This is a genomic window from Cupriavidus oxalaticus, from assembly GCF_016894385.1.
Classification (GTDB): Bacteria; Pseudomonadota; Gammaproteobacteria; order Burkholderiales; family Burkholderiaceae; genus Cupriavidus; species Cupriavidus oxalaticus.
This window is the reverse complement of the sequence record NZ_CP069811.1, coordinates 1,291,205-1,314,825: the sequence shown is the minus strand read 5'-3', so window position 1 is coordinate 1,314,825 and position 23,621 is coordinate 1,291,205. Positions and strand designations below refer to the sequence as shown.

Annotated in this window: 19 protein-coding genes and 1 pseudogene; 7 read left to right on the top strand and 13 right to left on the bottom strand. The window is 64.4% G+C overall.

Going from position 1 to position 23,621, the window contains the following annotated elements; translation table 11 throughout:
- The first annotated feature begins 191 nt into the window (after positions 1 to 191).
- Positions 192 to 1,364 carry a porin gene (locus JTE92_RS05810; RefSeq protein WP_063241432.1) on the top strand — a complete coding sequence of 391 codons (1,173 nt, stop codon included), beginning with the start codon at positions 192 to 194 and terminating at the stop codon, positions 1,362 to 1,364.
- A gap of 92 nt (positions 1,365 to 1,456) precedes the next feature.
- On the opposite strand, the gene JTE92_RS05805 is transcribed toward JTE92_RS05810, so the two are convergent.
- The gene (locus JTE92_RS05805; RefSeq protein WP_063241431.1) at positions 1,457 to 2,197 is read right to left on the bottom strand and encodes an IclR family transcriptional regulator; all 741 of its coding nucleotides are present in this window, start codon (positions 2,195 to 2,197) and stop codon (positions 1,457 to 1,459) included.
- 233 nt (positions 2,198 to 2,430) lie between these two features.
- On the opposite strand from JTE92_RS05805, the gene JTE92_RS05800 reads away from it, so the two are divergent.
- Positions 2,431 to 3,336 (top strand): TauD/TfdA dioxygenase family protein, encoded by a 906-nt coding sequence (locus tag JTE92_RS05800; RefSeq protein WP_116386937.1) that lies wholly within the window; start codon positions 2,431 to 2,433, stop codon positions 3,334 to 3,336.
- Between the two features lie 152 nt (positions 3,337 to 3,488).
- Here the strand turns inward: JTE92_RS05800 and JTE92_RS05795 are convergent, their stop codons facing one another.
- The 8 genes from JTE92_RS05795 to JTE92_RS05760 form a co-directional block, all read right to left on the bottom strand.
- The gene (locus JTE92_RS05795) at positions 3,489 to 4,451 is read right to left on the bottom strand and encodes a Bug family tripartite tricarboxylate transporter substrate binding protein (protein WP_063241430.1); all 963 of its coding nucleotides are present in this window, start codon (positions 4,449 to 4,451) and stop codon (positions 3,489 to 3,491) included.
- Positions 4,452 to 4,552: 101 nt separating this feature from the next.
- A complete protein-coding gene (locus JTE92_RS05790; protein WP_232353447.1) occupies positions 4,553 to 5,869 on the bottom strand; it encodes an MFS transporter in 1,317 nt (438 codons plus the stop codon).
- A gap of 275 nt (positions 5,870 to 6,144) precedes the next feature.
- Entirely contained in the window at positions 6,145 to 7,602 is a 1,458-nt protein-coding gene (locus tag JTE92_RS05785; protein WP_063241429.1) for a sulfatase family protein, read from the bottom strand.
- 99 nt (positions 7,603 to 7,701) lie between these two features.
- Positions 7,702 to 8,490 (bottom strand): GntR family transcriptional regulator, encoded by a 789-nt coding sequence (locus tag JTE92_RS05780; RefSeq protein ID WP_063241428.1) that lies wholly within the window; start codon positions 8,488 to 8,490, stop codon positions 7,702 to 7,704.
- A gap of 176 nt (positions 8,491 to 8,666) precedes the next feature.
- Positions 8,667 to 10,358 carry a GMC family oxidoreductase gene (locus tag JTE92_RS05775; protein WP_063241427.1) on the bottom strand — a complete coding sequence of 564 codons (1,692 nt, stop codon included), beginning with the start codon at positions 10,356 to 10,358 and terminating at the stop codon, positions 8,667 to 8,669.
- 44 nt (positions 10,359 to 10,402) lie between these two features.
- Positions 10,403 to 11,362, bottom strand: a complete 960-nt coding sequence (locus tag JTE92_RS05770; RefSeq protein WP_063241426.1) for a PDR/VanB family oxidoreductase — start codon at positions 11,360 to 11,362, stop codon at positions 10,403 to 10,405.
- Positions 11,363 to 11,396: 34 nt separating this feature from the next.
- Positions 11,397 to 12,824 (bottom strand): Rieske 2Fe-2S domain-containing protein, encoded by a 1,428-nt coding sequence (locus JTE92_RS05765; protein WP_063241425.1) that lies wholly within the window; start codon positions 12,822 to 12,824, stop codon positions 11,397 to 11,399.
- A gap of 45 nt (positions 12,825 to 12,869) precedes the next feature.
- Entirely contained in the window at positions 12,870 to 14,321 is a 1,452-nt protein-coding gene (locus tag JTE92_RS05760; protein ID WP_063241424.1) for an NAD-dependent succinate-semialdehyde dehydrogenase, read from the bottom strand.
- 566 nt (positions 14,322 to 14,887) lie between these two features.
- Between JTE92_RS05760 and JTE92_RS05755 the strand changes: the two are divergent.
- Positions 14,888 to 15,884: pseudogene (locus JTE92_RS05755) on the top strand (2-hydroxyacid dehydrogenase).
- Between the two features lie 283 nt (positions 15,885 to 16,167).
- A complete protein-coding gene (locus JTE92_RS05750; RefSeq protein ID WP_063241423.1) occupies positions 16,168 to 17,244 on the top strand; it encodes a porin in 1,077 nt (358 codons plus the stop codon).
- 87 nt (positions 17,245 to 17,331) lie between these two features.
- Here JTE92_RS05750 and JTE92_RS05745 read toward each other — a convergent pair whose 3' ends face one another.
- The 4 genes from JTE92_RS05745 to JTE92_RS05730 form a co-directional block, all read right to left on the bottom strand.
- Positions 17,332 to 17,808, bottom strand: a complete 477-nt coding sequence (locus JTE92_RS05745; RefSeq protein WP_116386938.1) for an RES family NAD+ phosphorylase — start codon at positions 17,806 to 17,808, stop codon at positions 17,332 to 17,334.
- Entirely contained in the window at positions 17,805 to 18,260 is a 456-nt protein-coding gene (locus JTE92_RS05740; protein WP_063241421.1) for an Xre family toxin-antitoxin system antitoxin, read from the bottom strand. The genes JTE92_RS05745 and JTE92_RS05740 overlap by 4 nt, the downstream gene beginning before the upstream one ends.
- 104 nt (positions 18,261 to 18,364) lie before the next feature.
- Positions 18,365 to 19,171: a hypothetical protein gene (locus JTE92_RS05735; protein ID WP_116386939.1), complete on the bottom strand. Its 807-nt coding sequence runs from the start codon at positions 19,169 to 19,171 to the stop codon at positions 18,365 to 18,367.
- A gap of 197 nt (positions 19,172 to 19,368) precedes the next feature.
- Positions 19,369 to 19,875: a GNAT family N-acetyltransferase gene (locus JTE92_RS05730; RefSeq protein ID WP_063241419.1), complete on the bottom strand. Its 507-nt coding sequence runs from the start codon at positions 19,873 to 19,875 to the stop codon at positions 19,369 to 19,371.
- Positions 19,876 to 20,125: 250 nt separating this feature from the next.
- On the opposite strand from JTE92_RS05730, the gene JTE92_RS05725 reads away from it, so the two are divergent.
- From JTE92_RS05725 to JTE92_RS05715, 3 genes are all read left to right on the top strand, one after another.
- Entirely contained in the window at positions 20,126 to 21,652 is a 1,527-nt protein-coding gene (locus tag JTE92_RS05725) for a Fic family protein (RefSeq protein ID WP_063241418.1), read from the top strand.
- Between the two features lie 121 nt (positions 21,653 to 21,773).
- A complete protein-coding gene (locus JTE92_RS05720) occupies positions 21,774 to 22,220 on the top strand; it encodes a DUF305 domain-containing protein (protein ID WP_063241417.1) in 447 nt (148 codons plus the stop codon).
- An 11-nt stretch (positions 22,221 to 22,231) separates the two neighbouring features.
- Positions 22,232 to 23,620 (top strand): YVTN family beta-propeller repeat protein, encoded by a 1,389-nt coding sequence (locus JTE92_RS05715; protein ID WP_063241416.1) that lies wholly within the window; start codon positions 22,232 to 22,234, stop codon positions 23,618 to 23,620.
- The last annotated feature ends 1 nt before the right edge of the window (position 23,621 follow it).

Genomic DNA, 23,621 nt, shown 5'->3' with positions numbered 1-23,621 from the left:
AGAGATGAGGGGGCGGGCGGGGAGGCACACCCCCTCCCGTCTGGGAGGTGGATCGGCGTCATACAGTGGTTTCCTTGCGGGTGCGCACGCATCGATGCGAAGTGCGCCGCGTACCGGGCGAGCCGGGGCCAGGGACTGTGGCCTCCGCGATTTCACCGGGGCGCAGACGATCCACATGGAGAAGACGAGCTATGAACAAAACAAAATTGGCCCTGGCGGTATGGGGAGCGCTTGCCGGGTTCAATGCTGCCGCGCAGACGAGCAGCGTGACGCTGTATGGCGTGATCGACGTGCCGATCGAGTATGTGAACCGGGTCGCCTCGGCACAGCCGACCGTGGTAAACGGGCAGCCGGTGTTCGCCAGCACCGGCGGTTCGCGCGTGTCGATGCTGCCGCTGGGCGGCAGGTCGCCGTCGCGCTGGGGCCTGCGCGGCGTGGAGGACCTGGGGGGCGGCAACAGCGCCATCTTCGTGCTGGAAAGCGGCTTCACGGCTGACTCGGGTGCCATCACATCGGGCAGGATGTTCGGCCGCCAGTCCTATGTCGGCCTGCAGAGCAAGACCTACGGCAAGCTGATGTTCGGCCGCCAGTACACCTCGCTTTTCGAGGGGCTGTCGAACTTCACGCCCACGCGGTATGCGTCGACGTATGACCCGGTCGCCTGGCAGCTCGGCATCAACTATCGCGAGGACAACACGATCAAGTACCTGGGCGCGTTCGGCCCGGTGACGGTGGCGGCGCACTACTCGTTTGGCGTCGGCGTGCCGCTGATTGGCGCCACGCCGCTGGCCGGCGGCGGCGCCGGCGAGACGCCGGGGTCATTCCGCGACAACAACGGCTATGGCGCGGCGGTGACATACCTGAACGGCACCTTCGGCGCGACGCTGGCGTATGACGAATGGCATCCCGCGGTCACGTCGGGCCAGCAAGGCGTCGCCCGGAAGCTTGGCACCGCGGTCAGCTATGCCTCGGGCCCGTTCAAGGCCATGCTGGGCTATCGCTGGGCCAAGACCGACTTCGCCAATGGCAATACGCTGGCGCGCGACGACTATTACTGGGCTGGCATCAACTATGACATTACCCGGGCACTCGAACTGACGCTGGCCTACTACTACGCCGACTTCAAATCCCTGCGCCTGGGGCCGACCGCGGCGAGCATCGCTCCCGCCAACCCGTGGCAGACGACGCTGATTCTCGATTACCGCCTGTCGAAGCGTACCGACGTCTACCTGGCCACGGCCTACGCACGCAACGCCGGGCTTAACTTCGACTCGACCCAGACCGCGTTCCTGTTCAACTATCCGTCGATGGCGGGGCAGAAGGGCATGTTCGGCGTTTCCACCGGCATTCGTCACACCTTCTGATCCGCGGCAGGTCCGCAGCCAGGGCGGGGTGCTGTTTGCAGCAGCCCGCCACTACCGGTGCCTGCCCCGACGCCGCCTCTTCTTCTATTCCTCTACTCCTTGTCCAGGATGCTGTCGCGCACTTCCAGCAATGCGCTCACGTAGGCATCGCGGTTCTTCCTGACCCGTTCGACGGGGCCGGCCAGCGCCACGCTTGCCGGCGTACCGGCCAGCCACCCGGTCGCGGCGAGCCCGTAGACGCCTTCGCTGCCTTCCTCGCGTGCGTCGTACCAGCCCCGCTGCCGCATCTTCGCAATGTCCGCCATGAGCTTGTCGGCATCGACCACCGTGCGCTCGGTCAGCCGGCGCATGCCGGACTTTGCCAGCATCGCCCGGGCCTCGTCCGGGGGCAGCAGGCCGAGCAATGCTTTCCCGGTCGCGGAGGCGTGGAGCGCGGCACGCGAGCCCACTTCGACGATGTAGCGCAGCGGTTCGCGGCTGGGCTGCACGGCCACCACCCGGACGTGCTGCCCCTCCAGCACGCTGAAGTAGGCGCTCTCGTTGGTCAGCGCCGCGAGCCGCTCGACAGCTTCGCGCGCCACGACACCAAGCGGATCGTGCTCGGCGATCTGCCTCATGATCTCCAGCAGGCGGCCGGTGGGGTAGAAGCGGCGGGTGCGCGCGGTGCGCGTGAGGTAGCCCAGCGAATGCAGGGTATGGAGCAGGTCGGAGGTGCTGGTTTCTGGCAATTGCAGCAGCCGGGCCAGGTCCGAGTTGGACAGTTCGCGCTTCTCGCGCGCGAAGACTTCGAAGACCGCCATGGCGCGGCCGGCTGACGGGATCAGCGTGGGCATACGGACAAGTGAGGGAGTGGCTCGAAAATTGGGGAAACTATACGAGATTTCGGAGCCTATCGAAAGCCTGCCGTCCGGAAGGCTTCGCGGAGTTCCTGGAGACCAGGCCGATCATCGGCCGAACGCCGATCTTAAGTTCGTCATGGTTTTCCCGCTCCCACCCGGCGAGCCCATTGCTCCGAACCGAAGCGCACGTCAAGAATGTCATCACCATCAAGAACCGGAGACAACTCATGCGTACAGCCAGCCCGGCGTTCCCCACGGTGTCGGCCCCCGCGGTGGTGCGGCCTGCCGCCTTGCGTGCCTCGTTCACGGTGAGCCGCATCTCGCCTGCGCTGGGTGCGGAGGTTGGCAGTATCGACCTGGCGGCGCCACTGGACGACGACACCATTGCCGCGCTGCGCCGCGCGCTGGTCGAACACAAGGTCCTCGTGTTCCGCGACCAGGACATCACGCCGGCGCAGCATGTAGCCCTGGCGCGCCGCTTCGGCGAACTGGAAATCCATCCCGCGTTCCCGCATCACGAGCAGTTTCCCGAACTCGTGCTGCTCGGCGGCGACGAGCGCAAGCCCGCCATGGAGAATGGCTATCACAGCGACGTGTCGTGGCGGGAACTGCCGTCGATGGCGTCGATGCTGCGCTGCGTGCAGTGTCCGGAGATTGGCGGCGATACGGTGTGGGTCAATATGGCGCTGGCCTACGAACGCCTGCCGGACCATCGCAAGCAGCAGATCGAGGGCCTGCTGGCCGTGCATGACATCGGGCCGGCGTTCGGCGACAGGATGACGCCCGCGCAGCAGCGCCAGTTTCCGCCCGTCGCCCATCCGGTAGTGCGCACGCACCCCGAGAGCGGCGAGAAGATCCTCTACGTGAATTCAGGGTTTGTCACGCACTTCGCCAATTTCAAGGCGTGCAATACGCTGCGTGGCGCGTTCGAATCGCAGTCCGAAAAGCAGGACCTGCTCGACTACCTTTTCCGCCAGCCCGGCATTCTGGAGTACCAGATGCGCTTGCGCTGGCGCCCCAACACCATCGCCTTCTGGGACAACCGCTCGACCCAGCATTACGCGATCCAGGACTACTTTCCGGCTGTGCGCCGCATGATGCGCGCGACCATCATCGGCGACCGGCCTGTCTGAGCGGCGTTCCATCTGATGGGGAGCCGTGTCCGGTATCCCTTTGATTGCCGTCGCCTCATTTAGACTGCGGGAGGGAAGGGCGATGGGCATCACTTTGTACGACCGGAACGGTCGTACAAGGTGATGTTCTCCTCTGCGATCCGGCAACGGAACTATTCCCCATAGCGTATTCCCGCCATGCCGGCGATCGCGGTGTAGCGCTTTTCCTCCTCCTTCAGGAAAGCCGCAAAGCGCTCAGGCGTGCCGCCGACCGGCTCCACGCCGCTGAGCGCCAGTTGCTGGCGCACTTCCTTGTCCTGCAAGGCCTGGTTGATGCGCTGGTTCAGCCGCGCGACCTCGGCCGCTGGCGTATTGGCCGGCGCGAACACGCCCATCCAGTTCGAGAAGCGATAGTCGCTGCTGCCAATCAGTTCGCCGACCGTTGGCACATCAGGCAGCGCCGGCGAGCGCTGCCGGGTTGTGACCGCCAGAATCTTGAGCTTGCCGTTGCGGTGGAACTGCAGCACGGGCGGCAGGCCCATGACCCCAAGCTGAACCTGTCCGCCCAGCAGGTCGTTCAGCGCCGGCGCGGCGCCCTTGTACGGCACGTGCACCAGCGGCAGCTTGCCGGCCATGCCGAGCATGGCGCCCGCAAAATGCATGGAGCTGCCGCTGCCGGGCGTGCCATATGCGATTTCCGTCTTGGCGGTTCCGTTTGCGGCGAGGAGTTGCCTGAGCTGGCTGACGCCGAGCGAGGGATGGGCCACGACGGCAAGCGGCGTCTCGCCGATCAGGATCACCGGAACCAGGTCGCGGCTCGGAGAGTAAGGCAGCTTCTGGCCCGCGGCCTGGCTGACGACGATCTCGGCAGGCGACGCCACCAGGAACTGCTTGCCGTCTGGCGCGCTCTTGGCGATATGGCCGGCGCCGATGAGGCCGCTGGCGCCGCTGCGGTTGTCGACCAGGAAGGAACGATCGGGCGACTCGCTCAGCTTTTTGGCGATAAGCCTTGCCACGGCATCGACGCCACCGCCGGCCGGATAGCCGACTACCAGCCGGACGGACTGGGCCGCTGCGGCACTGGCCGAAAGTACGAGCGCGGCCAATGCCGCTACGATCCTGAGGATGGATAGCATGTTCGTTTGCCTTTTGCAGGAAGGGTGGGCGTGCCGGTTCCCGCTACCCGGCGGCGAAGCCGCACGAGCAGGATTCGGAACGCGACAGGATTGGAGGAGGATCAGTCTGCGAGCACGGCTCGCGGGTCGGCCCCAACGGGTCCGCGCCGCACGCTGCGTGCGGCGAAGCGGCGCTTGCTGGCCTCGGGATTGATGACGCAAAAGCCGATCACGCTTGCTATGACCGACAGCACGCCCGCCAGCACAAAGCCGTTGTCGTAGCCGATGCCAGGCGTCGACGCGCCCTGGATCAGCTTGCCCATCAGCGCCGGCGCAACCAGTCCGCCGGTGGTGGCCAGGGCGCTGTTGATCGACATCATGCCGGAGCGCTGGCTGTCTGGAACGATCTCCGCCACGATGGTGGAACTGAGCACGAACGTGATCTGCGGAAGGTTGCAGCCCACCGCCAGCAGGATCACCTTGAGCAGGGGTTGCTGTACGCCGTAGACCGACACGCAGATCAGCACGCCGCCGGCCAGCGCGAAGGCACAGGTGAGCCAAGCGCGAGCCCGCACCGAGGCCACGCCGCGCTTGAGCATGCGCTCAGACAGCCACGAGCCCCCCAGCACGATCGGGATGTTGAATGCCGTGAACAGCATGAACATCCAGCCCGTGGCGGTGGCGTCGTAATGCATCACCGTGCCAAGGTAGGACGGCACCCACGTGAACATGACCGAGAAAATCCAGTACGTGGTCCAGTACAGCAACATGTTGGCCAGAAAGGTCCGGTCGGTCAGCAGCGTGCCATACGAGACGTGCACCGACGCCTGCTGCGCGCCCACGACTTTGTCTTCGCTGCCGACGTGGCCCTCCGCGCCGAGGAGCATCCACAGCACCATCCACACCAAACTGGCGATGCCCAGCGTCATGAAGGCGGCATGCCAGCTCCAGCGCACCAGCACGTAGGTCAGCAGCGGGCCGGAAATAAGCAGGCCGACGGTGACGCCCTGGAAGATGATCGCGGACGGCAGGTTGCGCCGGTCGTTGCGGAACCACTTGTAGCAGGCATGCAGCGCCAGCGGATAGGCCGGCCCTTCGCCGGCGCCCAGCAGGATGCGCGAGAAGTACAGCAGCGGCACCGAGGCGGTGAACGCAAGCGGGAACTGAGAGATGCCCCAGATGCCCGCGCACACTAGCAGCAGCACCTTCGACGAGACTCGGTTGGCGACAAAGCCGAAGCCGATGGCCGAGATCGAGAACAGCAGGAAGAAGCTGCTGGCGATCATGCCGAACTCGGACGGCGAGATATGCAGCTCCGCCATCAGCGGCTTGGCCACGATGCCAAGAATCGCCTTGTCCATGAAATTGATCACCATGAACAGCGCGAGCATGATGGTGATAACCCAGCCGCGTAGGTTGGCGTTTTGAATGCGTGACATAGTTCACTCCCAGGAAGGAATCAGATGTGACTTCAAGCGTTCTGCTACAGACGTCTGACGTTTCCTGGATCTGGGGGCACGGCTGGGTGTTCCTGGGGCGCAGGGTGGTGCACCCATGCGTGGCGTTGCGGCATGTCTTCCTCCGGTATCGGTGGGGGCCTTTCGGCTCTTCTATGTAGTGGCTTGGCTCGGGCCGCCCGCTCGCCGCCTGCTTCTTCGGCTGTTGTTCAAATCTTAGTGGCTCGGCGCAAGGCGGGCGGCGTGCCGGGCCAGCGTCAGTCGAAGACGATGGCGGCGCCGGGGGGCGGGCTGAAGCCAAGGTCACCGCGCTGAATCACGAGATCGCGGCCGCCGTTGGCCTCGAGCAGTTCGGCCTGGCGCTGCCGCACCTTGTTGTCCACGGCGACGGGGTCGCAGATGGCAAGCAGGCGCTGGTGGCACTCATTGAGCACCGCCGCAGAGGTGGGCTCCGGCGCGAGGTCGCGGATTTCCTCCGGATCGGCGGCCAGGTCAAACAGCTGCGGCGGGTAATCCACGTAGTAGATGTACTTGTACTGCTTGTGGCGGATCATGAAGGCGCCGGTAGCCGAGCCCATGCCGTGGTATTCGACCAGCACGTTGCGCGAGGGCTTCTCGCCGCCGGCCAGATCATTCAGCGACACGCCGGGAAAGCCGTCGCGCAGCGCGGGCTCGTCCACGCCAACCGCTTCCAGGATGAATGGGTAGGCATCGACGTGGCTGGCGGGGGTGTCAATCACCTTGCCGGCCGGGATATCCGGGCCGGCCATGATCAGCGGCACGCCGGCCGCTTCCTCGAACATGGTGGACTTGCCCCACATGCCGCGCGTGCCCAGGTTGTCGCCGTGGTCGCTGGTGTAGAGGACGCGGGTATCGTCAGCCAGTCCGGCGTCGCTGAGCGCCTGCAGCACCTTGCCGATGTTCTCGTCCAGGAACGAGCACAGGCCGTAGTAGCCGGCGAGCGCCTTCTTCAGCTTGGCTGCGTCGAAGTAGTCGTCGTAGTTGAAGCTGCTGCGATAGTCGACCAGGTAGGGGTGGTCGGGGCGCTCATGGCGCGCGTAGAGCTTGGGCAGCGGCAGGTCGCGGTCGTAGTACTTGTAGAAATGCTCCGGCGGCGCCGTGAGGGGGAAGTGCGGGGCGACGAAGGAGACAAAGAGCACCCACGGCTTGTCGTCGTGCCTTGCAGCCGCTTCGCGCAGCCAGACCTGGGCGCGCGCGGTGATCTCGCGGTCGTAGAAGGTGTACTGGCTTTCGCCCGGGCCGGCCAGGTTGGCCATCTTGTAGGCGCCCTTGCGTACCGGCAAGTCGCTGCGTACCAGCCCCATCAGGTCGCCTTTGCCTTCGATGATGTGCATGGGGATGACTTCGTCGGAAAAGCCGTGGTCCTCGCCTTCCTCGCGGAAATGCAGCTTGCCGATCGACACCACACGGTGGCCGCGCTCGCGCAACTTGTGGTGCCAGCTCGGGACCACGCCGTCGTAGGCATCGGCATTGTCGGCATAGCCCATCTGGTGGATGTACTTGCCGACGGCGAAGGAAGCGCGCGCCGGGATGCAGACCGGGCTGGTGCAGTAGGCCGACCTGAAGCGGGTTCCGCGAGCCGCGAGCCGGTCCAGGTTTGGCGTTTCGACGATGGGATGTCCCGCGCAACCCAGCATCTTGGGGTTGTGCTCGTCGGACATGATGATCAGCAGGTTCTTGGGAGTTCTAGTCATCTCTTACCTCGTTATACTATGGAGCTATATAGTTTTATCGGCGAAAAAATTTTTTTTGCGCGCGCGGGTAGGGCAGCGCTGTCCTACCCGCGCAGTGCATCACCTGCGTCCGGCCACTGCCTCATCCGGAATGGCTAGTGTCCGGTTGGTGGGCGGGATGAAAAACTCCTGGTAATACACGCACGCTTCGCGCCCCATCTGCGCGACCGCCTGCATGAAGATCCCGAAGGCAGGCGGTTGCACCTGAAGCACGGACACGATCCTGTCGTCGAACTGCGTGGCGCGCACAAAATGTCCGACGCGGGTGATCGGCACATTCGATTCGCGTGCGATCAGGCGCTTGAAGTTCACCCCATTCAGCTTGGCCAGCGGCGTTTCCCACAAGGCTGGCAGCAGGCGGCGGTCGGTATAGAACTGCGTGAACACGTTGAACTCATTGTTGACGTTGATCACGCGGTCGATCCGGAACACCTTGTCGAAGCCTTGCGGGAAGTGGGTCGACCACGGGCCGTTGCCCTTGACCGCCTCGCGCTTGAGCGCTTTCGAATAGATCGGCAGGTAGCTTTCGCCGTCGTCGTCGAGGAAGCGGCAGTGCCAGGGGTCTTCCAGGCGCAGGTCGGTTTCGGCAACGAAGCTTCCCAGCCCGTGCTGCCGCACCACGATGCCCTGTTCGGACAGGTTGCGTAGCGCACGCTGCACGGTGCCGAGGCTGAACGGGGTCAGCTCCGCCAGTTCCTCTTCAGTCGGCAGCTTGTCGCCAGGCTTCCAATAGCCGGAGGTGATGGCTTCCACCAGTGCGTCAGTCAGCCGCACGTACTTCGGCTGGCCGCCTTTGCTTGGGCGCCGCAACTGCTCGAAAATCCCCGCGTGGTCGGTGGGTTCTGCCATGATTGTTGCCTCAGAAAGCGTTATGTTCGTCGCGGCATCGGCCCCGTCCTGGCGGGGATGCCGTCGGCTCCGGACCGGCGCTGGCATGGCCAGGGCGGAACCCGGTACCCGGTACCGTCAAGCCGCTAAATATATCCTAACGCTTCTCTCCTCCAGGTTGTCTTCCAGCGCTGGCTTCAGGCATGCACCGCCGGGACCGGCGCTACGGCGCGCTCGCCTTGCGCGCCTGACCCGGTCAGCAGCGCGGGCAACAAATCTCCCCGGCCCGGACCAGCATCCTCCAGGATCATGTCGGCCGCCTTCTCCCCGATCATGATCGCCGGCGCATTGGTATTGCCTGACACCAGCCTGGGCATGATGGAGGCGTCGGCCACGCGCAGACGGCGCACGCCGCGCACGCGCAGGCGCTCATCGAGCACCGCGCCGGCTTCGCTGCCCATGCGGCAAGTGCCTACGGGATGGAAGATGCTGGAGCCATAGGCGCGGATGAACTCCAGGATTTCCTCGTCGGTTTGTACGCCCGTGCCGGGAAGGTGCTCGCCAAGGATGTACGGCGACAGGCTGCGGGTGCGTGCCAGCGCGCGCGCCACCTTTACGCCGGCGATCATGACGGACTGATCGTGCCCGGTGGCCAGGTAGTTCGGGTTCATTGCCGGCGGCACGGAGGGATCGCGCGAGGTGATGCGAAGCGAGCCCCGGCTGGTCGGCCGCAGCTGGCACATCGACATTGTGAATCCCGAAAACGCATGCGGCTTGCCGGCGGTGCTGTCTGCGCTGATGGTGCCAAAATGAAACTGGATGTCCGGTGTGCCGGCGTCCTTGAGCGCGCGCGCGAACAGGCCGCCCAACTGGATTCCGATGGCCAGCGGCCCCTTGCGGAACAGCATCCATTTCAGGCCGATCTTCATCCGGCGCCACAGGCTCTGCAAGTCGTCGTTGGTGGTGATCGGCCTGGCGCACTTGAACATCAGGCGGACTTGCAGGTGGTCCTGCAGGTTCTCGCCGACACCGGCAGAGTCGGCCACCACCGGAATGCCATGACTGCGCAGCAGCGCTGCAGGCCCGACGCCGGAGAGCTGCAGCAACTGCGGCGACTGGATCGCGCCGGCACAGAGGATGACTTCCCGCGTTGCACGCGCAGTGCATTCGCGCCCGTGCTGACGGAAGTTGACGCCGACGGCCGCGGTGCCTTCGAACAGCACACGGGAAGTATGGGCATCGGTTTCCACCACTAGGTTGGGCCGACTGCGCGCGGGCTTCAGATAAGCCTTGGCGCTGGAGCAGCGCCAGCCATTGCGGGAAGTGAGCTGGTAGTAGCCGGCACCTTCCTGGCTGGCACCGTTGAAATCGTCGGTGCGCGGAATGCCAAGTTCACCCGCGGCGCCGATGAAGGCCTCGACCAGCTCGTGCCTTTCGCGGATCGGCGACACCTGCAGCGGGCCGCTCTTGCCATGGTAGGGGCCGCCAAGGCTGTGGTTGGTCTCCGACCTGATGAAGTACGGCAGCACGTCCTTCCACGCCCAGCCGGCATTGCCCAGCGACGCCCAGTGGTCATAGTCCTCGGCTTGCCCGCGCACATAGACCAGGCCGTTGATCGAACTCGACCCGCCCAGCGTGCGCCCCCGCGGCCAGTAGACCTTGCGCTGGTTCAGGTGGGGCTGGGCTTCGGTATAGAATTGCCAGTTGTACCTGGCGTCGAACATGGTCTTGCCGTAGCCGATCGGGATATGGATCCATATGTTCTTGTCGGCGGGGCCCGCTTCCAGAAGCAGCACGGAATATCGTCCGTCTTCGCTCAGCCGGCCCGCCAGCGCGCAGCCGGCGGATCCCGCGCCTACGATGACGTAGTCGTACGTGCGCTCAGTCATGCCTGTCTCCTTTTGTCTTGATGGTCTGCCGTGCCTGCAGCCGGCTAGAGGTCCAGCACCAGCAGCTCGGAACTCGAGCGCGAGCAGCATACTGTCAGGTATTGGCTACGCTCTTCGTCGCTGAGAATGAAGTCGCAGTGCTCGGGCGTGCCTTCCAGATAGCGCGTGCGGCAGGTGCCGCAGACACCGGCCTCGCAAGAGGTTTCGCAGGGGATGCCCGCCTCGCGCAAGGCCTGTGCAATGGACTTGTCGGCAGGCACCGCCAGCGTCTGGCCAGTGCTGGCGATGCGCACCTCGAAGGCGCCGTCGCTGACGGGGTTCCCGGCACGCGGCCAGGCCGCCGGCGGCGCCGCGAAATACTCGCAATGCACGGTGCCCTGCGGCCAGTGCGCCGTTGCCTTGGCCACGGCCGCCATCCAGCCCGGCGGGCCGCAGTAGTACAAGTGCGTGCCGACCTCCGGATGGCGCAGCAGGTCAGCCAGCGACAGGCCTTGCGCGGGATCGCCATGGTCATAGTGGTGGACGGCCTTGCCGGCTTGCACCAGCGGCGCCAGCTGCTCGCGGAACGCGGTGCGCTCAGGCGTGCGGGTGCAGTAGTGCAGCCTGAACTCCGCGCCAGCCGCGCGCAGGTGCGCGACCATCGCCATCATCGGCGTGATGCCGATGCCGCCGGCCAGCAGCAGGTGGCGCCTGGCGCTGGGCTCCAGCGGGAAGTGGTTGCGCGGCGCAGAGACCCGGACCAGGTCACCCGCGCGCAACGAAGCATGCAACGCCTTTGACCCGCCACGCCCATCGCCGACATTGAGCACGCCGACGACGTAGCGCTTGCGCTCCGCCGGATCATTGCTCAGTGAATACTGGCGGACGAATCCGCCCGGGATATGCACGTCGATATGGGCGCCGGCCGTGAAGGCCGGCAGCTCGGCGCCGGCCGGATCAACGAGTTCGTAGGCATTGATGCCGACGGCCTCGTTGGTGATGGATCGGATGCGGAGTTCTAGCATGATGGTTCCCGGTTGCCGCGGCGCCTGTCGCCGCTCATGCATCGGTGCCGGTCAGCAGGGCGGTGGCACCGCCCTCCAGCCCGCCGTCGATGTCGTCCAGGCGCCGGCGCACATGCGCGTCGCGCTCGCGGCCGGGCAGGGCATCGGCTTCCTTCAGGATCGCCAGGACCTGTTTGCCGACCTTGGCCATCAGCGCGCGGTCGTCGGCGGCCTTGGGAATGCACAGCACGGAATCCTGCGCGTACATGGCCAGCGTGTCGCCCGCAGCGATGGCTGCGGAGCGCGTCGTATCCGCCTGCAACTGGCCGCGTGCGCCTTCGCGCAGCAGCTTGCGGCACATGTAGACGCCGATGTCGGAGCGTCCCGGGTTCTCCACCGCATGGACGGCGATCGGGCGCTGGCTCACCAGCGCTTCCCAGTCGCCCGGCGCGCGCTGGCCTTCTTCATAGGTGCGGTTGCCGGTCTGCCCGACCAGGAAGTCGATCTTGTCGACACCGCAGTCCGCTTCGTTGCCGAGGTGGTCGGGGTCGACCTCATCATTGAAGTGGCGCCAGCCAAAAATGATCATGTTGGTGTCATCGACGGGCACCTGCCAACGCGTCATGGCCGTGGTGGAGTGGCGCTCGCGTGCGGCAGTCGGGACCAGCGAGCCGATCTGCAGGCAGTTCGGGAACAGCATCTCGGTGATGCGTACCCAGATCTTGTCTTCTGGCAGGCGGCGCGCGGCAATGAAGATCATGCCGTTGCCGCCGCGCGTGGCCTCCCACTGCATCACCGGCATGTCGCCGAACCCTTCCAGCGAGACGCCGGCGGAGGTCTCGGCATCGACGCCTTCGACTGTCATATGGTTATGCAGCACCGCGGTGTGCATATGGTCCATGATGTTCTCGAACACCTGCAGCCAGTTGCACGGATAGACGTTCGAGAATGGCACCAGCCGCGTGCCTTTGGGCAGCGTATAGGCGTCGAAGACCGGAAACTCAGGCCTGGCGTCGGGCACGCCCATGTAGGCGAAGACCAGGCCGTCGCGCTCGAAGGCCGGATACGCGCCCTGGCACACGGTCTCCTTCAGGCGGCTTTCGGCGGGTTCGCAAGGGGTTTCCAGCAAGGTGCCGTCGAGCCCGTAGTGCCATCCGTGATAGCAGCAGCGGATGCCGTCTTCCGTGATGATGCCGTACTCAAGCGATGCGCCGCGGTGGCTGCAGTGGCGGTGCAGCACGCCGACGCGCCCGCGCTTGTCGCGGAACGCGACCAGGTCTTCGCCCAGGATGCGGATGGCCTTGGGCAGGTCGGTCAGCTGCTCGGACAGGCATACGGGCTGCCAGAAGCGGCGCATGTATTCGCCCATGGTCGTGCCCGGCCCGGTGTGCGTGAGTTCGGCATCCGGTCCCGGCACGTCGCGCTTGTAGTAGCCACCAAAGGGCATGTGCTTGAGGACGTGTTCTTGCGTGGACTGGTTCATTCTTTGTCTCCTTTCTGGGATGTCGATGTGGGGAGCAGGCCGCGCTTACAGTGGGCAAGCCTGGCTGACGTACTTGGTGTGCAGGTAGGCGTCCAGTCCTTCGGGGCCGCCTTCGTAACCGACCCCGCTCTGCTTGAGGCCGCCGATCGGCGCGTCGGCCAGCGAGGGGGTGAAGCCGTTGATGCCGATCCAGCCTGCCTCGAAGGCCTCGGTCAGGTGGGAGGCGGTGCGGATCGAGCCTGTGAACGCGTAGGCGGCAAGGCCGAAATCGACGTTGTTGGCTTGCGCAACGGCCTCGTCCAGGGTGGCAAAAGGCATCACCGGCACCACCGGGCAGAAGGGCTCCTCATGCAGGATGGAAGCCTGGGGTTCCAACTGCGCCAGTACCGTCGGCGCGTAGAAGTAGCCGCGCTTGCCTATGCGGTGGCCGCCGGTCAGCACGCGTGCGTCGCGGCTGTGCGCATCGGCAACGAAGGCTTCCGCCGCGGCCAGGCGGCGCGCATTGTTGAGCGGCCCCATTTGCGTGGAGGGATCCAGGCCGTCTCCGACCCGGATCTCCTGTGCGGCGCGCACAAACTCAGCGACAAACTGGTCATAAATGCGCTCGTGCACGAAAAAGCGGTTGGGTGACAGGCAGACCTGTCCGGCATTGCGGAACTTGAAGCTGACGCAGGCTTTCACCACGCGCTGGACGTCGACATCGTCGAACACCAGCACCGGCGAATGGCCGCCCAGCTCCATGGTCACCGCCTTCAGTTGCTCGCCTGCCATCCCGCAGAGCAGCTTGCCCACCGGCACGGAGCCCGTGAAGGAAACCTTGCGGATCACCGGTGATTCGATCAATCGCCGCGACACGTGGGCCGGAACGCCGAAGACCAGCCCGATCACGCCTGCCGGCACGCCGGCATCCTGAAAGGCGCGAACCACTTCGATGCAGGCCGCGGGCGTTTCCTCGGCGGGCTTCACCACCACCGGGCAGCCGGCCGCCAGCGCCGCCGCCAGCTTGCGCGTGACCAGGAAGGCCGGGAAATTCCACGGCGCGAAGGCCGCCACCGGGCCGGCCGGGCGCTTGATGGTGCGTTCGCTCACACCGGGGCTGCGCGGCGCCATCACGCGGCCATAGACGCGCTTGCCTTCCTCCGCGCACCACACGATGGTTTCGATGACGCGGTCCAGTTCGCCCAGAGCATCGGTCAATGGCTTGCCGTTCTCCAGCGTCAGCATGCGGGCGATGTCCGGCTTGCGTGCGGCGATCAGGTCTGCAGCCTTGAGCATGATCCTGGCGCGTTCCCAGGGCGACACCATGCTCCAGGCGCCAAAGGCCCGCTGTGCCGCGGCAAGCGCAGCATCCAGGTCCGCGTCGGTCGCCAGCGGCAACTGGGCCAGTATCTCTTCCGTCGCGGGATTCACGACCGGCTGGGTCTGGCGGCTGCCGGCGAAATGCCATGCACCGTCGATCAGCATCCCGAGCTGTTGCGGATACACGGCGGCGCTCATGCGGCCTCCGGCAACCGGGCAGCGCATGCGCCACGGGAGGGCGTTGCACAGCGTCGCGTCTGGGTAGGTATCGTCTTCATTGGAGCCTCGTTCAGCATGGGAAACGTCTTCGTTAGAAAAACTATAGTCCTATATAGTTTCATTGGAAAGAAGAAATCGGCCGTTCAGGGTTTCTACGGATTCGGTGTCCCGACAGTGTCCTTGCGCAACTGGCGCAAATGAGGCGCGAGAGCAGGGTAGACCTGTGCCAGGCAACGGCTGGGCTGTCCGAGTACTGCCGCATGAAGGGCATCCAGCCCGAACAGATCCGGCAGTGGCGGGGTGCCGGCGAGCAGGCCAATGCGCCGGAGGGGGCCGCCAGCTTGTTCGATTGACGAGAGTTTGAGGCACGGTGTTTGCTCCAGCGCATTGACTCTGCTTGTCGCCCCCGACACGAAACTCGATGATCTTCCCGTCGATGACCATCGTGAAAATCCTGTTCGTACAGTTCGCCGCCACACTGGCCAGCGGATAGTGCAGCGCAACCTGGGCGAAGCGCGCCATGCGCTTCACCGCGGAGACACATTATGGAAATCGCCGTCTTCAGCGCAAAGTCCTACGATCGTCAACATCTCGATGCCGCGAATGCGGCGGAAGGCCATCAGTTCAGATACTTCGAGACCCCCCTGGACAGTGAAACAGTGGGTCTCGCCGCCCGGCCACGGCGCGGTGTGCATCTTCGTCAACGACCGGGCCGATGCGACTGTGCTGGAAGCGCTCGGGCGCGGGGGCACCAAGCTGGTCGCGCTGCGCTGCACCGGGTTCAACAACGTCGACCTGAAAGCGGCGCAGGCGCTGGGGATCAAGGTAGTGCGCGTTGTTGACTACTCGCCCAACTCGGTCGCCGAGCACGCGGTGGCCCTGCTAATGGCGGTCAGTCGCAAGATCCACCGGGCCTACAACCGCACGCGGGATTTCAATTTCTCGCTCGAAGGCCTGATGGGCTTCGACCTGTGCGGCAAGACCGTGGCCGTGATCGGCACCGGCAAGATCGGCCGTGTGTTTGCGAAGATCATGGTCGGGTTCGGTTGCAACGTGATCGGCTACGACAAGTACCCATCCCCGGAATTTGAGGCCCTTGGGGGCCGCTACGCGAACGAGGGAGAGATCGGCGCAAGCGCGGACTGCATCTCGCTGCATTGCCCGCTCACGCCCGAGACTCATCACATCATCAACGCCGAAACGCTGTCTCGCGCCAAACCAGGCGCCTTGCTGATCAACACCAGTCGCGGCGGGCTGGTCGACACGGTAGCAGTCATCGAGGCGCTCAGGAGCGGGCAACTCGGCGGACTGGCGATCGACGCGTACGAGCAGGAAGCGGGGCTGTTCTTCCGCGACCTGTCCGGCACCATCGTCGACGACTCCGTGCTGCAGCAGCTGATCACGTTCCCTAACGTGATCGTCACCGGGCACCAGGCGTTCCTCACGCGCGAAGCCGTGATGACCATTTGCGAAACAACCTTGCGCAGCGTAACGGAGTTCGAGAGCGGCAAGCCGCTTTCGAACGAAGTCAGCGCCAGTTGAACACGGGAAGAATGCCAAGGATTTAACATAATCCTTATTATGCGCAGGAACGGTGTCACGGCCAAATAGAATTGTCGTACTTGAGCCAAATAGAAATGTCCTCTCGCCGAATCGTGGCGGCGGCCAGTTCGGCGGCACACATCCCCCTCTTCGACCGCCAAGTCTCGCAACGTGCCCGGATGCGAGGGCATGGCCTATGCTTGCCTTAGCTGGCCTGCTTCGTTCCGTCTTCCCTCGGGGCGGGCGGGGCGACAAGAATGAAAACCAGAAGACCGGAGGAGCCATGAAGAAGACAATCGTCCTGCTTGCCGCATCCGTAGCCGCCGGCGTTGCCCACGCCCAATCCAGCGTGGCCCTGTTTGGCATTGCCGATATCGGCGTCGAATACAACAACAACGTCGGTCCCGAGGGCGACAACCTGTTCAGGCTGAGCTCCGGCAACCAGTCCGGCTCACGCTGGGGCCTGCGCGGCACCGAGGACCTGGGCACGGGCCTGAAGGCAGTCTTCCTGCTGGAAAGCGGTTTCGACCTGGATACCGGCAACTCGGCCCAGGGCGGGCGCCTGTTCGGGCGTAATGCGTACGTCGGGGTGGAAAGCAAATATGGCGCACTTCTGTTCGGTCGGCAACAGACTGCCCTGCGCGACTTCAACGCCTTCTATGATCCCGCCGCGACGTCCGACCGCTACGGCATCCTGGGGATCGCGCCGGAGTTTGGCGCGCGCGCGGACAACACCGTGAAATATGCAGGCACCTTTGGCGCGCTGTCCGGCGCAGCCTTTTATTCGTTCCAGAACAATGGCAATGAGGTGGCGGGCAGCAACGTCTTCGGACGCGATTACGGCGCCTACCTGAGCTACGCCACCGGTCCCGTTGCGGTGGGCGTGGGCTATGACGATGTGCACGTCGGCACGCCGGCCAACCAGGCGCCCTCGCTGCGGCGCTATGCGATCGCCGGCACCTACACGGCTGGCCAGGCCAAGATCTTTGCCGGGTATCGCCTGGCCAAGGCTTTCGACGGCGCCATGCTGCCAGGTGCGCAAGCTGCCAATGCCGGTGCGAACCTCTACTGGCTTGGCCTGAACTACAAGTTGACCCCCGCTTTCTCGCTGATGGGTGCGGCCTATTACCAGGACTTCCGCCACACCGGGTCGGATCCGTGGCAGTTCGTTGTCACGGGCGACTATACGTTCAGCAAGCGCACCGACCTGTACGCGTCCGTGGCCTACGCCCTGAACAAGGACCAGTCGTACCTGGGCGTCAACGGCTACAACAGCGGCAGCGGGTCGACCGCGGTCATTAACGTCCAGCCCGGCCAGAATCAGCTGGGTGCGGTGATGGGCATCCGCCACCGGTTCTGAGTCCCTGCCTGGCGCTCCCCGCGGATCCAGCGGACAGCGGGGATAAATTTACGCAAACCGACGAGCGCGTTGCTTGTGCCGTGGCTTCTAGGCCTGCGCTTTCGGCTCCGTCAGCAGCGACAGAATCCTGGGATCGTGGTCGACGCGCGTGGCCAGGATGATCCGGACGGCGGTCGCATCGGGATGCTCCGGATTGAGGACGTAGTTGGAGGCGTATGGCACAAGCACGCTCGGCACCTTCAGCAGCAAGCTGGTGCGGGCGGCAAGCCATTCCGTGCCGGCGCTTCTGGACCACTGGCTGTCGGTTTTCCAGTCTGCGGGCAATGCCGCAATTTCGGCCACTGCCACCGACTCGGGGACGTCTACCTGGAGCAGCTGGTATTGCTTCGGCAGGTCCTCGATCTTCGCCACCTCGTGATGCACGAGGATCTCCAGGAATGCCAGCGCGGGATGCTCGGCGAGATAGACGACGGGCTGGCCTGGAAAGTGCCACCGGCCGCCCGCCCGAAGTCCGCCCAACCCCTTCAGGTCGGCGTAATTGCTGATCCGCCACAGGTACATCAGGCGAAATACCCTTCGTCGATCTGAAGCAGTTCTTCCTCGACGAGGCGCGCGCCCTGTTCCGTGCCCGCCAGTTCAAGCGGCGACTTGCCGGCAAAGCGTTGCTGGCCCGCTCTCAGCCAGGTCAGCGCCCGATCGGCTTCGCCGAAGGTGGAGATCGCTTGCGCGAGAATCCGTGCCAGCCGAATGGCCTTGTCCGATTCATCCACAGTGAGCGACTCGCCCCGCTCACGCCTGTGGCTGAGCGTGCGACGCGGGATAATGAAGCTGATCTCGTCCCACACCAGGCCTGCATGCAGCAAGCGCTCCATGGTGTCGGCGGGCAACCGCTCCACGGCGAGCGCGACAAGATCGGCACCCGAGCGAATGTCTGCGCTGAGAACGTCACTCAGGCTGTCAAGATAGCGGTTCCGCGGCGCCGCGCTACCCGAGGGCTTGAACTCTATCTTCTGCATAGGTGTACCTTGGCAATTTGCCATTCGATTATAGGCATTTTGCCAAAGTCGTGCCGAGGCAGATAATGCAGCTCTTGAATCACATCTCAAGCCGCACCCGCAGGCTACTGTTTGCTGAAGTCGACGATAGGCCTGAGCTGCGTGAAGTCGTTGGGATAGTATGGCGGCACGGCCTGGGGATTTTTCTTGCGCGCGAGATCGATGAACTTGCGGTCCGCTTCCAGGACGAGCATGACTTCGTGCCGCTGGATTCCGTTGGAGTGCGCTCGCTCGAGGTCGCGAACACTCTTGGCCCGATAGGCGATGGTCCGCATCAACAAGTCATAGAGCGCCTTTGGCCGACGCGCTTCTGCCTTCTGCCGCGCCTCTTCCTCGTTCTGCTGCAGGCGCGCCCACAGGGACGACGCGCTCAAACCCGGTGCGTGTTCCGCCAGGGACGCGAGTTGAGCCTTGGGAGCGTCAGCGTCGAAGGAAATTCCCTCGGCGATCAGGAATTCCCTGAGCTCCAATATCCTTAGCTCCAGCAGCTGGTCATAAGTGCTTCGCGTGCCGGGCCTGGCGATTTGATCGACGTCGATCCAGTTGGAGGGGAAGGATCCCAGCCGCTCGAATGTGTCGCGCCATTCTTCATACTCGCCCCACTTCCACTGGCGGCCCTTGAAGAAGACCTCATAACCTTTCTCGAAGTAGCCGCCAAGATTCAGCCCATCGCTACCCGTCTCCGTCACCAGGTCCCGCAGCTGGGATTTCTCTTCCGCGGAAATGCCCTCGACCGTTTCCATGACTTGCGCGAAAACCCGGTCGTAAGCGCGCACAGGAACAAGCGCTGTCGGCGCGGACGGAATGCGCAGCGCTCTGGGCCGCGGCGCGATTGCCTTTTTCTTGGTTCGGAACAAATCCAGGAAAACCACTTTACTCCCCTACGAACAACGCAGCCCACAGACCTCATCTGTGCACTGTCCATCACTACCTGTCACAACAGACCATCATTTTACCGGGACGCAGCGGCATTCGCCGCTGACCCCGGATTACCTGCCCCTGCCAGCCGCATGGATCGGCTTCCATGCCACCAAGGGGGTAACCGTCCACTGGGTGCCGGTTATGTCCGTTACTCCGTGGCGTCGAACGCCTGGTGGTAGCGCACGTCGCCAACCGGCATTTCGCTGCCGAAGGCTACAGCCTGGAAGTATTCCTGGGGAACACCGGGCAGCACCAGGCCGGCATGTGCCTTGAATCCAAAACGGCCGTAGTACTCCGGGTTGCCGAGCACCACGCAGCCGGCGCCATCGAGGCGCCGCAGTTCAGCCAGGGCCGCCTTCATCAGTTTCGTGCCGATACCTTGCCCTTGCCGCTCGGGCAACACGGAGATCGGCCCCAGGCCATACCATCCCGTTGCGCCGGACGAAATCGTCACCGGCGAGACAGCGACATGGCCGACGATGGCGTCGCCTTCCGCCGCCACGAGTGACATGGACAGATGCCCATCGCGGCGCAGTGCATTGACGATGAATTGCTCGGTATGGCTTGAGTGCGGTTCGCTGCGGAACGCGGCTTCCGTCAGTCGTGCGATGGCGTCGACGTCAGCGGCCTGCTCGTCGCGGATGTGGATGCCCATGGCAATCTTTTCCCCGGGTGTCAACATGCTTCCAAGAGCACAAAATGGAGTTCGACTACATGCAAACTGGTAATCACCTCCGTGAAGGATAGCTGCAACGGTAAGCCGTATAGGCAAATTCGCAAATCTCATCGCCCAGGCAACATAGGTAATCTAGTAATACAGAGCCGCCCAAATAGACGAACTGGTAACTACAATATAAACTCTGGTAAGCCGTCATGCACCCATTACTTCACACCGTAGTCCGCCTATGGCTCATGTTCCACTCGGCTACAGCGCCCTGATCGCGAAGTTCAGGCTTCGCGTACCGCCCCTGCATTCCACCTCGGAGCTTTCAGACAAGACGGGGGTGCTGAGCACGCATACCGGTGCGGACGGCAGCGTGAGGACGGTCTATCCCAGGAACCGCTACCGCGGTGGCGACACGACCGTCGACCACCTCACCTTTGCGTTGCGCAAGGAACCACTGAACCTGACCGTGCTCGCCGCCCTGTTCGAGCACCAGGCAGCGGTTGACGAGGTCGGCCAGTGGCTGGCGTCCTCGCCCGGGTCGCGCTATGCACGGCTTGGCGGCTTCTACGCGAAGTGGCTTGCCGGCGCTCAATTCGACTACAAGCTGCCGCCCGGAACCGCGCGGGTTTCCACGCTTGACGAAGCGGACTACGTCACCGGCACAAGCCAGCTCGATGCACAGTTCGGGATCCTGAACAACCACCTCGGCCCGGCGGCATTCTGCCCCCTGGTGCGCCGCACCGAGCGCCTTGAGGCATTGATCGGCGCCGACCTGCCAGGGAAGATCGCCGCCGCGATCAACCGGCTCGAACCGGAAGTGCTCGCCCGCGCGGTGGACTATCTCTATCTCGCTGAAACCCGATCGACGTATTCGATCGAGAAAGAGCTGCCCGACAACCAGCGTGTCGCCAGGTTCAGGCGCCTGCTGGAGTTTGCCGGCGCCCCGGTGCGACTCGACGAGGCGCAGTTCTGCGAATGGCAGAACGAAATCATTTCATCGATCCGCGCGGAGTACGCCTATCGGGATCGCCAGAACTGGCTCTCGCGCGGCGGACGGCTGCGCAACATTGCCGACTACATTCCCCCGCCCCCGCAGCAGGTCGAGCCGATGATGGAAGGCCTGGCACAGGTTGCGGACCTGATCAGGACGAAGGCGGCGCATCCGCTGATCATCGCGGCATGCGTTTCGTTCGGCTTTGTCTATGTCCACCCGTTCTATGACGGCAACGGGCGGCTCCACCGCTTCCTGATCCACCATCTGTTGCGCCAGGCCGGGGTGACGCCGGAGGGTGTCGTATTGCCGGTTTCGGCGAGCATGCTGAAGAATTTGCAGGTCTACGCCGGCTTGCTCAAGGACTACTCGGCGCCCCGCACGGGGCTGCTGAACTATGTCCTGGACTCGGACAGCGACACCATCCTCATCAAGTCGCCGCAGCCCTGCTGGCTGTATGCGTCGTTCGATGCCACCGCCCTTTGCGAGTTTGTCTTCGCATGCATCCAGCAGTGCGTGGAGGAAGACCTCGCGCTGGAGATCCGCTACCTGAAGGCGTTCGACGCCAGCGTGGCGCGGATCGAGGGATGGCTGGACCTGCGCCAGCCGCGCCTCACCAACCTGATCGATCTGGTGGTCCAGAACCACGGCGAGCTGTCGAACCGCAAGCGCGCGAAGTTCACGGAGTTGTCCGATCAAGAGATTGCGCGGATCGAAGAGGTGGTGCGCGACGAATTCGCCGACTACTTCGAGGCCACGGTGAAAGCGGACTGACGTTGGCTGAGGCGGTGTCTCGACGACGGTGCGAAAAAAAATCCGGCAGCGTGGAATAAAGCCGGCCCCAGGTGTGTTTACTGCAGCGTAGCCCGCGCAACGACAACCTGGAGAACGCCACATGAAGCTTCCCCTGCCCGCTTTCATGCTCGCCGCCCTTGCAGCGACGGCCGGATCGGCCTGCCTGGCAGGCGGTGTGCCCGCGGTGGCGCATGATCATGGCCGTGCAGCAGCGGCGCGGCACACCGAACCCTTTGTCGCCAGCACCGCGAAGCCCTTTGCGCAACGCATGGACGACGCCATGGCCGTCATGGATGCAGGCATGCGCGCCGCCGCCATGAACGGCGAGCCGGACCATGACTTCGTCGCGATGATGATCCCGCATCACCAGGGCGCCATCGACATGGCCAAGGCATTGCTGCTCGACACCAGGGATCCCGAACTGCGCAACCTGGCGCAGGGCATCATCACCGATCAGCAAAACGAGATCCGCCTGATGCAAGCCTGGCTCGCCCGCCATCCGAAGCCCGCGCCGGGTCTCAACCCGGCACCAGCCGACTCTCGCTAAAGGAAACCCATATGAAGAAGACATTGCAGCTTGTGCTGGTCCTGGGCACGGCGTCGTCGCTTGCCGTCGCGGCACCGGCCGCCGGCGACCGCGTCTACACTGCGGACCAGAACAGCAACACCGTGTCGGTCATCGACCCCGCCACCAATACGCTGCTCGGCCAGATCCGCCTCGGCAACGCGCGGCCCGATATCCTTTCGCCGCTCTACAAGGGCGAGATCAACGTGCATGGCCTGGGCTTCTCGCCGGATCACAAGACGCTGCTGGTCGTCTCCAATGGCTCGAACTCGGCAACGTTCATCGATACCGCCACCAACCAGGTCAAGGGCGTTGCCTATATCGGGCGCTCGCCGCACGAGGGCTTCTTTACCGCCGATGGCAAGGAAGCGTGGGTAGTCGTGCGCGGCGAGGACTATATCTCGGTGATCGACCCGGCCAGCTACAAGGAGGTGCGCCGCATCCCCACCGCGCCAGGCCCGGGCATGGTGCTGTTCCATCCCGATGGCAAGCTCGCCTTTGTCGTGTCCAGCTTTACGCCCGAGGTCGATGTGATCGACGTCGCCACGCACCAGATCGTCAAGCGCATTCCGGTCGCCAGCCCGTTTTCGCCCTTCCTGCAGTTCACCCCGGACTTCAGCGAAGTGTGGATGACGCACAAGGACGTGGGCAAGGTCACCCGCATCGACACGAAGAACCTCAGCGTCAGGGGCGTGTTCGAGACCGGCTTTATCACCAACCATATCGGCTTCGCCAGGACCGCGCGCGGCACGCTCGCCTACGTGACGGTCGGCGGCGAGAATGCGGTCAAGGTCTACACCACCGACGCCGAGCCGCGCCTCGTCGCGACCATCCCCGTGGGCGCGCTGCCGCATGGCATCTGGCCGTCCGATGACGGCACCCGGATGTATGTCGGCCTGGAAAACGGCGACGGCGTCGACGTGATCGACACCGCCAGCCAGCGCGTCATCGCCCGCATCCCGGTGGGACAGGCGCCGCAGGCCCTGGTCTATGTCTCGAACGCGGTGCCGGCGGGCGATGGCAAGGCAAATCTCGCGCCGCGCGCCAACAGCGATCCCATCAACATTCCGCTCAAGGCTACCAACGGCGCCGGGCGCGGCTTCGTCGTGGCACGCAACCTCGGCCTGGTCGATGCGCTCGAAGTATTCCTCTTCCAGCTCAAGCCGCAGACGATTTACAACGTCTACGTCTCTGGCCAGCGCACACCCGTTGCCAGCTTCAGGACCAATGCTGCCGGCGCCGCCAATGGCACGGCCATCGGGCCGTTGCGCGAGGCGGTGCCCGCCTTGTCCGGGAAGCAGCCCGCCGCCGCCACGCTGCTGGTGGTCGAGGGCACCGCGCCGCCGACCACCGGCAGCGCGGTGCTGACCAGCAAGCAGTAGA